Here is a 12,841-nt window from a genome sequence, read left to right on the forward strand (position 1 = left end):
CCTTTCCTGATTCAACGGTTTGCATCCCTTTGCGCACCGAGGAGCCGTCGTTGCGGCCGGCATCGCTGCAACTTCTCGCGCAGCTTCGACACCCGAAACCGCAATCCCGAAACCCGAAGCGCCCACGCCCGAGCGCTCGGCTCGCCCATCGGTTCGACCGCCCGTATTTAAGCGAAGCGGCGCGAGTAACGTCAATCCGCTTCGTGAGGTATTCCCCTAAACAGTGGGGTATTCGTGAGGTAGAGCTGAGGTATTTTCAGGAAAACCCCTGATAGCCGTAAAACTAAGTCCGCCGAAGATCCTTTACCTTACGATAATCTGTAGTATTGTTACATTCGGTGCATTCGAGATTGCGGTACGCGCGAAACGTGGGGTCACCGGCGTACCGAAGCTCTTCTGCACTTTCAGATATCCTTGGGAATGGGAGGATCATGAACGCTCCAGCCATAACGAGGGACGGCGCTTCGTCAGGAGCTTTGCCCGCCCCCACGTTTGCCGTGCTCGTATGCGGGCTCGGTCTGTACATGGGATGGCAGACGGTCGGCATATCGCCGACGCTGTTCCCCCAACCGCACGCCGGAATCCCCGAGCTCATCGAAACGACGAGCTACCTGCAAACCGCTTTGTTCCTTACACTGCTCGCCGTCGTGGCGTGGTTTGCGAACAAACGAGGCGATCTGCTGTCGAGCAAACCGCTCGTTGCCGCTGCGGCAGTTCTCGTCTGCTCGTCCTCCGCATGCACGTACCTCTGCGGATGGGTGCTCGATATACCCGCAGGCGTCGTGGCAGGCACGGTGCTCAACGCCTCGAAGGCCGCGCTGCTGCTGCTTTGGGCCGAATGCCTGTGCCGCGTCCGGTTCCGCGATGCGCTTTTGTGCGTTTCGCTCGCCTACGCCGTAGTGTTCGCCCTATGCCTCCTAGTGGCGGGCCTCCAACCGGTTCCGGCCCTGATTACGCATTCGGTGCTCCCCCTGCTTTCCGGCGGAGCACTCTTAGTGCTCCGAAGCGATCGAGCCTTCTACGCCCTGCAAAGCCCCTTGCCCCACGAAGCGAAGCCCCTGTCGCGCCTCCCGTTGCGCCTCTTTGTCGGCGTGGGGATATTCGGTGCCGTCATTCTGTTCACCAACACGCTCTCCGAAACGAAATCCTCCGCAGCCGCCGAGCTGTATACGCTTCTCGCCGGACTTGCGGTATCGCTCTTCATCGCCGTTTTTGCAACGCGGCGCAGCGAAAAGATCGATTTTACCTTCCTGTACCGAACGCTCACACCCCTCATCATCGCAAGCATCATACCGGTCCTCACGCTCGAAAGCGGCCACCAGCAATACGAGGCGTTCGTCATCGGAGTCGGCTGGACGTTCTTTCGGATTTTCACCTGGACGCTCTGGTGCAGTATCGCGCTGCGCTCGCGCGTTCCCGCCGCTTGCGTGTTCGCCGCAGGCCAGTTCGCCCTTACCGCTTGCAGCACGATAGCCCAAATCACCTGCGACGCCGTACTGCCCGCCATCGACATACCCTTTCCCGTCATGATTTCGGGCGTTATCGTGCTGACCGTCGGCACGTCCGCTTTCGTCATGAGCGAAAGCGATATCAAGCGGTTCTTCGAGAAGCGTAAAACGGCGAAGCGGAAGCCCGATACGGATGAATCGTTTACGCTGTGCGTTCAGCTCGCCGCGCAAGAATACGGGCTGTCGAAGCGAGAGGAGGAGATCGCGGAGCTGGTGATGAAGGACAAGAACAACGCCGTCATACAAGAACGCCTCTGCATTACCGAGAGCACGTTGCGCACGCATCTTCGCAACATATACGGTAAAACGTCGGTGCACAGCCGCCGGGAACTCGTCGATCTGCTGCATTCGTATATCGAAGACGACGCGTAGCGGGGCTTACCGCGGCTCGGGCAAATCGGGGGTCATGAGGCGCCCGTAGTACGAACCCTTCGTATACAGGGCGGCGGCGGGATTGTGTGCGAGCACCCGGTCCTTCACCACCAGATAGGTGACCGGCGCTTCGGAATGCTTGATGAACAGCGTATCGTGTCCGACGCACAACCCGACGATCACGTTGAGGTCGGTGCCGGCTTCGTTGAGGATGCGGGCCTGAGCGATCGGATTGCACGTCGGCTCGAAGCCGCCGGGGTGCACTTTCATGTCGTCGGCGATGCCCGCGCGCTTTTTGTCGATCTTGCCCACCTTGCACGCAACGGCGCAAACGCCCTCGAATCCCTTTGCTTTCAGGATCTTCGCGAACGCCTGCGTTTCCGCAAGCAAGCCCGAGCAGCTTGCGATGCCGATCGTTTCGGCTCCGATGCGTCGGGCGAACACCATGACCTCCTCGACGCGCGTGAGCCTTCCGTAGTAAAGCCCTTCTACCTCAGCCGCCGCCTGGAATATGCGCGCGGTTTCGGGATCGTCGCGATAGGCGGAAAGCGCATCTTCGAACACCTCGTCAGACGCACGCGTCGTCATGCAGAAATCGGGAAACGGCGCCTGCGCTTCTCCGTCGTCGCACGCCATCGTCGCGCAGTTCGCGCAGCTGCGCGTATCGTCCTGCCTATTTACCATATCCTCGACCGCCCTTTCCTCTCGCCATTTCGACACCCGTGCTTCGCATCTCAAACCCGTCTTCCGCTCACGCGCTCGACCATCTCGTCGAACGGCAGAGCAGGCGCGTACAGATATCCCTGGAAGTACGAGCATCCCAACGCCTCGAGGCGGGCGCGCTGCTCCTCGGTCTCCACGTATTCGGCCAAAACCGTAAAGCCCAGCTGCTCCGACAAACGCGTGATCGAAGAGACGATCTCGGCATAGCGTTCGTTCTCCATGACGCCCTTCGCTATCGTGCCGTCGAGCTTCACCACCGTGAACACGCTCGTCTCCAGATACTGAAACGACGTACGTCCCATAGAGAAGTCGTCGATGGCCAGCGGAATGCCGGCATCGGCAATGCGCCGAAGCAGATCGGACGCTCCGCTATCCCACCTGAGCGCCTCGCGCTCGGTTGCCTCCACGATGACGCGTCCCTCGCCGAGCGACCGTGCACGCACAGCCGCTATGATGAAATCGACGCGCGTCTCGTCCTGCAGCATGCGCGCCGTCGCGTTCACGCTCACCGAGAAATCGGAGCGCAGGACCCCTTGCGCCGCAAGGGATTCCACGATCGCCGCATCGTCGAGCGCCGCATCGAACACCGCCCGTTCGAGGTCGTCGAGAAGATCGCTTTCCTGCGCGAGTTCTACGACGAGCGGGGGATAGATGGGCCCGTACACCGGATGCTCGAAGCGCAGCAGCGCTTCGGCGCCCACCGCATTGCCCGTCGCATCGAACTGCGGCTGGTAGTGCAGCGTCAGCGCCCGGTCGTCCACCGCCCGGCGGATATCTTCGGCAAGCGATCGCGCAACGGCGCCAAGGGCGCCGGGAGCCTGCATGAGATCGACGTCGCGTTGCGATTTCTCGGCCTCCTGGAAGGTGCGGAGAAGGCCTCGGTACTCAACGCAATCGCGCTCGTTAGCAAGCCGCTCGTAGCGGCGCAAGAACGGAAGGTAGATAGCCGCGCCGATGGCAAGGTTCGCAACTTGGAGCACCGCGCCCGCCACCGATCCCGTAGCAACGTAGCCGCCTACGATCGGCGGCGTCGTCCACGATACGTCGACGATCGTAGGCGGCACGAGGCCCGCAGCCATCGCCGCATACGCTACGACCATGTTCACGAGCGGGACGATGATGAACGGCACGAACAAGGCGGGGTTCCATACCACCGGCAGACCGAACATCATGATCTCGCTGATGTTGAACACCATGGGCACGGTCGCAAACGCCGAGAGGCGCCGCACGTTGCGCCGCCTGCCGAACAGCAGGATGGCGATGAGCAGCGACAGCAACGCTCCGGCGCCGCCGATCGACGCGAATACGTCGAAGAACGTCTTCGTAACGATCTGCACCGGCTCTCCCCCAGCCGCCAAAGCAGCGGCGTTCGCGGCGGTGCCGGGCACGAAAATGCTCTGCGCAACGCCGTCGAGCATGTTGCCGCCGTGTATGCCGAAGAACCACATGACGTTGTTCATGAGCAGGTACAGAAGCCCGCTCGCACACGTGGGCGTCGCCAAGGGGAACAGGGCGCTCACGCCGAGGAAGAACAGCTCCTCGATGCTGCCGGCGCCCGAAAGCGAGGTCGCAACCGTCTCGAAGACGGCAAAGACCGCAATGACCGCCGCGATAGGAATAAGCCCCTCTACTGCCTGGTTGAACACGCCGTCGATGCTGTCGCCGTACAAACGCCGCTTCTTCCTTGCGCGGATGATGCGGCAGTAGAGCATCGAGGAAACGAGCCCGCACACGATGGCGATGAACAGCGACCGCGTGCTCAGAACAACCTGATCGAACGCTTCGCTGCCGAAGCCCACGAACATGAGATAGGCGGCGAGGGCGGCAAACGGGGCGCCTTGCGTGAAGAACCCGCCGAACCGCTCGGCGTAGGAGCTTGCGTAGCGCAGCGCGATCGCCACCGAAACGTAGAGCGAGAATATGCCCATCGTGGCGGCGTAAGCCGTATCGAGCACGCCCTGCAACCACGGCGCGCCCGCAAGAAATTCCCGATACGGTTCGATCGGCAGGTTCAAGAAGATGAGGCTGAACGATCCGACGAGCAGAACCGGGATCGTCAGGATAAGACCCTGGCGGATGGCCTGAAACGCCATGACGTCCTCTAAACGCGCGAACCACGCGTCGACCCTGTCGAACATTCCCCGCCACTCCCGTCTTCGGAAACTCCGTGAAACCCGTCGGATCATTGTACCCTGAACCGACGGGTTTCACGACGCATCTTCGTCAGATATGCGAGCGGCGAGCCGAAGGATCGAACGGTCGAATCACACGAAGCCGCGCATCAAAAGGAGCGGAACCTCGCATAGCGCTCTTCGAGCATCTGGGAGACCGGGGTGCCGTCGAGCTCTTCGAGCGCGCGGACGATGTAGCCGCGCACGATCGCAGCCGCCACCTCGCAATTCTCGTGAGCCGGCGCCTCGCCTTCCGAAAGCACCGCATCGACGACGCCCATTTCTTGGGCCTCGTGCGCGCTCATTTTCATGGCAGCCGCCGCTTCGGGCGCGCGGGTCCGATCCTTCCAGAGGATCGACGCGAAACCCTCCGGCGAGAGCACCGAATACACGGCATGCTCCTGCATGGCCACACGGTCGGCGAGCGCGAGCGCGAGCGCTCCCCCGCTTCCGCCCTCCCCGACGAGCACGCTCACGATGGGAACGCGCAGACCCGCCATAGCTATCAGGTTATCGGCGATCGCGTTACCCGCTCCGCGCTCTTCGGCCTCGGTACCGCAGAACGCCCCCTGCGTATCGACGAGGCATACGACTGGGCGGCCGAACTTCTCGGCCTGCCTCATGAGGCGCAGGCTCTTGCGATAGCCCTCGGGCTGAGGGCAGCCGAAATTGCGCGCGAGGCGCTCTTTGAGGTCGGAGCCCTTTTCCTGCACGATCACGGTAACCGGATGCGTGCCGATCCACCCGATGCCGGCCACGATCGCGCCGTCGTCGGCGAAAGAACGATCTCCGTGCAGCTCGATGAAGCCGTCGACGAAGCTCTTTACGTAAGCCATCGCCGTCGGACGTTTGGTGTTGCGAGCGAGCTGCACGCTTTCCCAGGCGCGATTCGCCGCGTCGGCAGCTCGCGACGCAGGGCTCGTGCCACAGCTTTCCGACGGCTCGACGGAGCAGTGCTCGTCGTCGAGAAGCATGCCGTCTTCGGCGTAGAATCCGCCATCGAGCAGCGCAGCGAGTCGCTTTTCGGATGCACGCTGTTTTTTGGTCCTGCCGAGCGAAAAATGTCGCGACGGTTTCGGCTTGGCGGCCACGAACCGCTGCGAGGCCACCGAAAAGGCACGCTTCAACTGAGGGAACATTCCATACGTGACCGTATTGTAGGTACCCTTCCCGCTTCCGACGAGGTTCTCGCAAACCGCCGCGTAGCTGAGCGGTACCCCGTCCTCGAGCACGCAATGCCGAGACGTCGCCTCGTGGATGGCGATGATATGCGCAAGCGTGTCGCGCAGCTGGGCGCGCGGCACGATGGCGTCGATGAGCCCGTGCTCGAGGGCAAACTCGGCGCTCTGAAAACCCTCGGGCAGCTCCTGCTTGATCGTATCGCGGATGACCCGTTGGCCCGCAAACCCGACAAGCGAGCGCGGCTCCGCTAAAATGATATCGCCCTGCATGGCGAACGACGCGGTCACGCCGCCGGTCGTCGGATCGGTGAGCACCGAAACGTACAGCAGCCCCGCCGCCGCGTGAGAGGAAAGGGCGCACGACACCTTCGCCATCTGCATGAGGGACAAAAGCCCCTCCTGCATGCGCGCGCCACCCGACGCGGTGAATATCACCAGGGGAAGGCTGTCCCGCGTTGCACGCTCGACGGTGCGGGCGATCTTCTCGCCGACAACCGACCCCATCGAACCCATGAGGAACCGCGAGTCCATGATCGCAATCGCGAACCGCATGCCGGCAACGGTTCCCACCCCGCAGCGCACCGCCTCGTCAAGACCGGTTTCCCTGCTGAGCGCTTCGACCTTCTCGAGATAGCCGGGAAACTCGAGCGGATCGGTGCGGGGCAAACCGCGCTCCCACTCCTCGAAGCTTCCCGCATCGAGCAGATCGCATATCCTCTCGGATGACGACATGCGATGCAGGCCGCCGCATGAAGGGCACTCGAAATGCCCCGCCGCAAGCGTAGCCACGTCGAACATGAGTCCGCAATGCGGGCACTTGCGCCATGCGGCTTCGTGCACCGCCGGCGACCCTTGGCAGACGAGCCATCCTCGCTGGGGAACAGCGGGGGCGATGGCGCGAAACACCTTCACGCCCCCCGCCTCGGCCAGACCGCAGAAGTGGCGATCCGCCCCGAGTTCGGCGTCGAGTGCGAGCACCGCGCCCGCGCCGCTCGATTCGCACGCCTTCAGAAGCGCGTAGCTGTTCGAAAACACCGCTTCGGAAAACGTTTCGCCGATCTTCTCCGCTTTGGCGGCCGCGCGAACGTAGGCAGCCTGCGAATCGTTTCCGGTATAGACGGCGATCGGATCGAGCCCCGCATCGAAGCAGGCTCGAATCACGCGCTTCGCGTTCTCCCCGTAGCCGGCCACGAGCACACGGGGCCGTACGGGTGCCCCCGCGATCGTTTCGGCCCCGCCGCCCGAGGGTGCCGTACCGTCCAGCTCACGCGCGATGTTCTCGAGGCTGTACGCGATTTCAACCGATCCGAGCGCCCCGATGTTCGTTCCGTTGGCGGCGAGCAGCTCCTCGGTCGAAACGCCCTGCACCCATTCGGGTTTCGTACCCTGATGAGGAATGGTAATGTAGTCCTGACGTTTCCGTCTTCCCACGGTCAACTCCTTTAGCAGCGAGCGCTCGACGGCGTATCGAGCACGTATTTCTGGGTTGCGCTCGCGCACAGAACGCCTTCAACGCTCGCCTCGACTTCCGCCACGCACATGCGCGATGACGATTTCACGATGCGGGCCTCGAGACGCACGGTATCGCCCGGCTGCACCTGACGGCGAAACTTCGCGCGGTCGATGCCCGTCAAGAACCCGACGCTCCCCTCGGCCCCGCGGCCGACGAGGATGCAGAACGACGCCGCCTGGGCGAGCGCTTCCATGATGATGACCCCCGGCAATACCGGATGGCCGGGGAAATGGCCTGCGAACAGGGGCAAACCGACCTCGACATCGAGCTCGGCCACGATCGAATCGCCCGGTGCGCATTCCATAACGCGCGTCACCCAAACGAACGGATCGCGATGAGGCAGCACCGCTTCGATGACCGATCTACCGCATGGGAATTCGATGGTGTCCATTGATACGATTTCCTTTCTCGAACCAGCGCATCAGCCGGCATACGGCGAAAGCGCCAGCACCCCGTTATGCCCGCCGAATCCGAGCGAGTTCGAAAGCGCAACCTTCTGCGGGTAGTTCCTCAGCGGCTCGGTAAGCACGCGCACCGGGCATTCCGGATCCGCCTCGGCAAAACCCGTAGTCGCAGGCACGACGCCTTCGGCGACCGAACGTGCGCACACGATGGCTTCGACGGCTCCGGCGCCCCCGAGCATATGGCCGGTTACCCCTTTGACGGACACGACCGGCACATCGCAGTTCTCGCCCGCAAGCGAGACGAGTGCAATTGATTCGGCCTTATCGTTTGCGGGGGTCGACGTGCCGTGCGCGTTCACGTGGCCGATATCGGATGGATCGAAGCCGCCTTCGGCAAGGGCCATGCGCATGGCTCGAACGAGTCCGTCGCCATTGGGATCGGGGGCTGTCATATGGTACGCGTCGCCCGTCGCGCCGAACCCCGTGATTTCCGCAAGGATCTTGGCGCCGCGCGCAAGCGCATGCTCGAGCGACTCGAGCACAACCGCACCCGCACCCTCCCCGGCAACGAACCCGCTGCGGCGGGCATCGAACGGCGTCGACGCCCGCATCGGATCGGAGGCTTTGGAGAGCGCCCCGAGGTTCCCGAAGCCCGCCAAGGTTACGGGCGTCACGCTTTCTTCGGTACCGCCGGCGAGCGCCGCATCGAGATAACCGTGCTTGATGCATCGATACGCGGTGCCGATGCAGTGGGTTCCCGTAGCGCAAGCGGTCACCACATTGGTGCATTCGCCCAAAAGTCCGTAGCGGATTGAGAGGTTACCCGCAGCCATGTTCGAGATAACCGTGGGTATGAACAGCGGAATCACGCGCTTGGGCCCTTTGGTGTTGAGGGTGACGCTTCCCTGCTCGAACGCCTCGAGACCCCCGATGCCCGATCCGAACGCGCATCCGATGCGCGCCCGGTCCTCGGCTTCCATATCGAAGCCCGCCTGGGCCATCGCCTCGTCGGAAGCGATGTAGGCGTACTGGACGAAGCGGGCCAGACGATGGACTTCCTTCTTGGTAAGGCCCAAAGCGATCGGATCGTAATCGGGGATCTCGCCCGCGATTTTCACGTCGAACGGCTCGCTCTCGAACCGGGTAAGCGACCCGATGCAGCAACGCTTTTCCATGACTGCTTCCCACAGGGCGTCGACGCCCACGCCGGCCGGCGAGATGGCGCCCGTGCCGGTGATGACCACGCGGTGGGTGCCGTCGGGCTTGCGCGTTCTTTTGCCGTCTGCGATCATAGCGACATTCCCCCATCCACTCCGATGACCTGGCCGGTGATGTAGCCTGCACGCTCGCCTGCGAGGAATCCGACGAGCGCCGCCACGTCCTCGGGTGCGCCGAACCGCTTCGCCGCGATACGATCGAGAATGGCCGCCTGCTGCTTCTCGGACAGGGCGTCGGTCATATCGGTTCCGATAAACCCGGGCGCAACCACGTTGGCCGTGATGTTGCGCCCCGCAAGTTCCTTCGCAAGCGACTTCGCGAGACCCACGAGCCCCGCCTTCGACGCAGCGTAGTTCGCCTGGCCCGCGTTCCCCGCAAGCCCGACAACGCTTCCCATGAATATCATGCGGCCGAAGCGCTGCTTCATCATGTAGCTCGTTGCAGCCTTGCAGCAGTTGAACGCCCCTTTGAGATTCGTGGCGATCACGGCGTCGAAATCGTCTTCCTTCATACGGGCGGCAAGCCCGTCGCGCGTGATGCCCGCGTTGTTTACGAGCACGTCGAGCCGACCGAACGCTTCGTACGCCGCATCGACGAGGCGTTTCGCCTCGTCCGCACTCGACACGTCGGCGCGCACGGCAATGGCGTTCGCACCGTATGCGTCGCGCAGATGCGCCGCCGCGCTTTCAGCAGCGGGCAAGCCCGATTCGGAGGAGCAGTTCACGCAGACGTCCATTCCCGAGCGGGCGAGCTCGGCTGCGATCGCCCGACCGATTCCCCGGCTCGAGCCCGTCACCACCGCTGCCCGCCGCACGACCGTTTCGGCTCCCGCGGCATCGTTTATCTTCGTTTCCATCACTATCCTTTTCGAAATCGGTGCGTTAATTCGCCGACGGCTCGCCCGCCGCCCGGGCGCCGTAGTGCTCGCATGCATCCTCGAACCCCGCCCTGTCCTGCACGATCGACCGAACGAGGCTCTTGTCGATGCGCTTCACCAGCCCGATAAGCACGCCCCCGAATCCGGTTTCGATGAAATCGGTGGCTCCCGCTTGCGCCAGAAGCGCCACGCTTCGGTCGAAGCGCACCGGCTCCACTAGATGGCGCGCAAGGTGTTCGGGCGCATCGGCGGCCGATAGCGGCTTTGCGTCGACGTTGCAGACAAGCGGAATGCGCGCTTCGGCGAACTCGACCGTAGCGAGATACGCCGCAAACGCAACGGATGCCTCGGCCATGAGAGGGCTGTGAAAACCGCCCTCTGTGGCGAGCAGCGCAGCGCGTTTTTTGCGAGCCCCCCACGCTTCCTGTGCGCGCCCGATCGCCTCCCTCGTTCCGGAAACGACGATCTGACCCGGACAGTTGCAGTTGGCTACCACCAGCACCTCGCCCATCGCGCACTCTTCGCACAGTTCGCGCGCCGATGCTTCCTCTGCGCCGAGCAGCGCGCACATGGCACCCGGATGCGCGGCGGCGGCTTCGCCCATGAGGGCAGCCCGCCGGGCCGCGAGTTCGAACGTATCTTCCATATCGAGCATGCCCGAAACGGCGAGTGCGCCGATTTGCCCAAGCGAGAACCCGAGCACGGCCGACGGCTCTACGCCGCGCGCCGCGAGCGCGCGGGCGATGCCCACCGACAGCGCCGCGATCGCAGCCTGCGCATGGCGAGTTTGGGAAATCTCCTCAGGCGAACCATGCGCAACGAGGCGAGCCACATCGAATCCGAACGCATCGGAAGCGCAGGCAAACGCCTCTCGCACCTCGGGCAGCCCCATAAGATCGACCCCCATGCCGACGGCTTGCGAACCCTGGCCCGACAGCATGAACACGGGCTTGGCCGAGTCGACCGAAAACCCCATCATGCATCCTTTCGAGACAGCGCCCGAGCGGCGTTGTGTTCGGCCGTTTCGACAAGCGAGAGGCCGCCGACCGCTTCGGCTTCGCGTACGATATCGCCGATGGCCTCGCGCGCGGTTTTCCGCTCGCGCACGATCCCGGCGGATTGCCCCGCCATCATCGAGCCGTTGTCGGTATCGCCTTCGACAGCGCGCCTGAGCGATCCGGAGTACAGCGCCTCGAGCTCTGCCTTATCGGCAGTGGGATCACCTTCGAGCATCCTGACCTTGCGCGAGAAGGCGTTCTTGAGGCCGCGGACGGGATGCCCGCCGGCGCGGCCCGTCACGATCGTATCGGAATCCTTGGCAGCCACGACGCGCTCTTTGTACGCATCGCTGATCGTGCATTCGTCGACCGTAAGAAACCTCGTACCCACCTGCACGCCCTCCGCTCCGAGGGCGAAGGCGGCGGCCATGGTTCGTCCGTCGGCTATGCCACCTGCGGCGATAACGGGTATGGAAACCGCATCGCGTACCGCAGGCACAAGGGCCATCGTGGTAAGCTCCCCGATATGGCCGCCCGCCTCGCACCCCTCAGCGATAACGGCATCGGCTCCGCAGCGCTCCATGCGTGCGGCAAGCGCGCTCGACGCGATGACGGGCACGACCTTGCAGCCTGCCTCCTTCCACATACCGATGTAGGTCGACGGGCTTCCCGCGCCGGTTGTGATAACGTCGACGCGCAAGTCGGCGAGCAGCTGGGCGATCTTGGAAGCCTCGGGGTTCATGAGCATGATGTTCACGCCGATGGGCTTATCGGTCATCGTCCGCGCTATGCGCACCTGCTCTTCGATCCAGGAAAGCGGGGCGCCGCCGGCGGCGATAATGCCCAAGCCGCCCGCCTCGCTGACCGCACCTGCAAGACTCGCATTGGCGACCCACGCCATAGCCCCCTGGATGATGGGGTGCTCGATGCCTAAAAGCTCGGTTACCCGCGTCTTCATGCGAATCCCCTACTTGAGGGAGTCGATGTGCGCAACGAGCTGGCCGATCGTGGAGATGCCCTCGGGCTCGCCGAACTCGATATCGCACTTCTCCTCGATGTCGCAGATGAGCTCGACCATATCGAGGGAGTCGATGCCGAGCGAGTCGAGCGTCGCCTCCTCGGTAACCTGATCGCCCTCGATGTCGAGATTCTCGGCGAGCACTTCCTTGACGGTGTCCAACGTAGCCATATTCGTCCTTTCTCGCTTCCGTCAGACGTTTTCGCCAGACGGTTTTCCCTGCTCAGCATTTTCGCCAAGCCGTTTCAATTTCTTTTGTTAAGCAAATAGTTTGATAGTCTAAGCTTTTGCCGAAAACAATACTACGACTCTGCTGCAATCAAGCAAGGGGTTCCACGATTTCTGCAGACGCTCCGCTCAATCCTGTTCGTCGAAGAAAGCCTTGACCTTGACGAGCGCATGCGCGAACACACGCTCTTCCTCTTCGTCGAGCTCGGCCAAGGCCTCGTTGATCATCCTGCGATGGAACAGGCCGTGAGCGCGGTATACCTGCTTGCCGCGCTTGGTCAGCGAGATGAGCACTTTGCGGCGATCGTCGACGCAGCGGGTCCTTGTAATGAAGCCCTTGTCGACGAGCTTGTTGACCGCCGTCGTCAGCGTGGCGAGCGTGACGCCGAGACGCGCCGCAACCACGTTCATGGGATTGGTCTCATGCAGCCCGACAGCGACGATCGTGTGGATCTCGGTGATGGTCAATCCCTCGGTCAGCTTGTTCTGGAGGGATTTCTCTTCGGTGCGAAGCACCGAATTGAACGTGCTCGAAAGGAGCTCGTCGAGCTCCGCACGGCGCTTGAGGGCCCCCTCGCTCAGAGGCTCCTGCACCTGTTCGGGTTGTCTGTTCTCTTCGGTCATCGCTCC

11 protein-coding genes are annotated in these 12,841 nt (G+C 63.0%); 1 reads left to right on the forward strand and 10 read right to left on the reverse strand.

Features of this window, described 5'->3' with window-relative positions; all coding sequences use genetic code 11:
- The first annotated feature begins 431 nt into the window (after window positions 1-431).
- On the forward strand, window positions 432-1,880 hold the full coding sequence (locus tag MWL89_RS09885) for a helix-turn-helix domain-containing protein (protein WP_244385901.1): 1,449 nt from the start codon (window positions 432-434) through the stop codon (window positions 1,878-1,880).
- Window positions 1,881-1,886: 6 nt separating this feature from the next.
- Here MWL89_RS09885 and MWL89_RS09890 read toward each other — a convergent pair whose 3' ends face one another.
- From MWL89_RS09890 to MWL89_RS09935, 10 genes are all read right to left on the reverse strand, one after another.
- A complete protein-coding gene (locus MWL89_RS09890; RefSeq protein ID WP_102377847.1) occupies window positions 1,887-2,564 on the reverse strand; it encodes a DUF1847 domain-containing protein in 678 nt (225 codons plus the stop codon).
- A gap of 50 nt (window positions 2,565-2,614) precedes the next feature.
- Window positions 2,615-4,741, reverse strand: coding sequence for a PTS sugar transporter subunit IIC/EAL domain-containing protein (locus MWL89_RS09895; RefSeq protein WP_244385902.1), 2,127 nt, complete (start codon window positions 4,739-4,741; stop codon window positions 2,615-2,617).
- Between the two features lie 143 nt (window positions 4,742-4,884).
- Entirely contained in the window at window positions 4,885-7,386 is a 2,502-nt protein-coding gene (gene accD / locus MWL89_RS09900) for an acetyl-CoA carboxylase, carboxyltransferase subunit beta (protein WP_244385903.1), read from the reverse strand.
- An 11-nt stretch (window positions 7,387-7,397) separates the two neighbouring features.
- The gene (fabZ, locus tag MWL89_RS09905) at window positions 7,398-7,859 is read right to left on the reverse strand and encodes a 3-hydroxyacyl-ACP dehydratase FabZ (protein WP_244385904.1); all 462 of its coding nucleotides are present in this window, start codon (window positions 7,857-7,859) and stop codon (window positions 7,398-7,400) included.
- A 30-nt stretch (window positions 7,860-7,889) separates the two neighbouring features.
- A complete protein-coding gene (gene fabF, locus MWL89_RS09910; RefSeq protein ID WP_244385905.1) occupies window positions 7,890-9,164 on the reverse strand; it encodes a beta-ketoacyl-ACP synthase II in 1,275 nt (424 codons plus the stop codon).
- Window positions 9,161-9,946: a 3-oxoacyl-[acyl-carrier-protein] reductase gene (fabG, locus tag MWL89_RS09915; RefSeq protein ID WP_102377844.1), complete on the reverse strand. Its 786-nt coding sequence runs from the start codon at window positions 9,944-9,946 to the stop codon at window positions 9,161-9,163. The genes fabF and fabG overlap by 4 nt, the downstream gene beginning before the upstream one ends.
- Window positions 9,947-9,971: 25 nt before the next feature.
- On the reverse strand, window positions 9,972-10,943 hold the full coding sequence (locus MWL89_RS09920; protein ID WP_244385906.1) for an ACP S-malonyltransferase: 972 nt from the start codon (window positions 10,941-10,943) through the stop codon (window positions 9,972-9,974).
- The gene (locus MWL89_RS09925) at window positions 10,943-11,923 is read right to left on the reverse strand and encodes a nitronate monooxygenase (RefSeq protein ID WP_102377843.1); all 981 of its coding nucleotides are present in this window, start codon (window positions 11,921-11,923) and stop codon (window positions 10,943-10,945) included. The genes MWL89_RS09920 and MWL89_RS09925 overlap by 1 nt, the downstream gene beginning before the upstream one ends.
- 9 nt (window positions 11,924-11,932) lie before the next feature.
- Window positions 11,933-12,154: an acyl carrier protein gene (locus tag MWL89_RS09930; protein WP_102377842.1), complete on the reverse strand. Its 222-nt coding sequence runs from the start codon at window positions 12,152-12,154 to the stop codon at window positions 11,933-11,935.
- A 186-nt stretch (window positions 12,155-12,340) separates the two neighbouring features.
- Window positions 12,341-12,835 (reverse strand): MarR family winged helix-turn-helix transcriptional regulator, encoded by a 495-nt coding sequence (locus MWL89_RS09935; protein WP_244385907.1) that lies wholly within the window; start codon window positions 12,833-12,835, stop codon window positions 12,341-12,343.
- Between the last annotated feature and the right edge of the window lie 6 nt (window positions 12,836-12,841).

The organism is Raoultibacter timonensis, from assembly GCF_022845715.1.
In the GTDB taxonomy this organism is placed as follows: Bacteria; Actinomycetota; Coriobacteriia; order Coriobacteriales; family Eggerthellaceae; genus Raoultibacter; species Raoultibacter timonensis.

Coding starts and splice junctions, on each gene's coding strand:
- MWL89_RS09885 (WP_244385901.1), top strand. CDS start 432: ATGAACGCTCCAGCCATAACGAGGGACGGCGCTTCGTCAGGAGCTTTG.
- MWL89_RS09890 (WP_102377847.1), bottom strand. CDS start 2,564: ATGGTAAATAGGCAGGACGATACGCGCAGCTGCGCGAACTGCGCGACG.
- MWL89_RS09895 (WP_244385902.1), bottom strand. CDS start 4,741: ATGTTCGACAGGGTCGACGCGTGGTTCGCGCGTTTAGAGGACGTCATG.
- fabZ (WP_244385904.1), bottom strand. CDS start 7,859: ATGGACACCATCGAATTCCCATGCGGTAGATCGGTCATCGAAGCGGTG.
- fabF (WP_244385905.1), bottom strand. CDS start 9,164: ATGATCGCAGACGGCAAAAGAACGCGCAAGCCCGACGGCACCCACCGC.
- fabG (WP_102377844.1), bottom strand. CDS start 9,946: ATGGAAACGAAGATAAACGATGCCGCGGGAGCCGAAACGGTCGTGCGG.
- MWL89_RS09920 (WP_244385906.1), bottom strand. CDS start 10,943: ATGGGGTTTTCGGTCGACTCGGCCAAGCCCGTGTTCATGCTGTCGGGC.
- MWL89_RS09925 (WP_102377843.1), bottom strand. CDS start 11,923: ATGAAGACGCGGGTAACCGAGCTTTTAGGCATCGAGCACCCCATCATC.
- MWL89_RS09930 (WP_102377842.1), bottom strand. CDS start 12,154: ATGGCTACGTTGGACACCGTCAAGGAAGTGCTCGCCGAGAATCTCGAC.
- MWL89_RS09935 (WP_244385907.1), bottom strand. CDS start 12,835: ATGACCGAAGAGAACAGACAACCCGAACAGGTGCAGGAGCCTCTGAGC.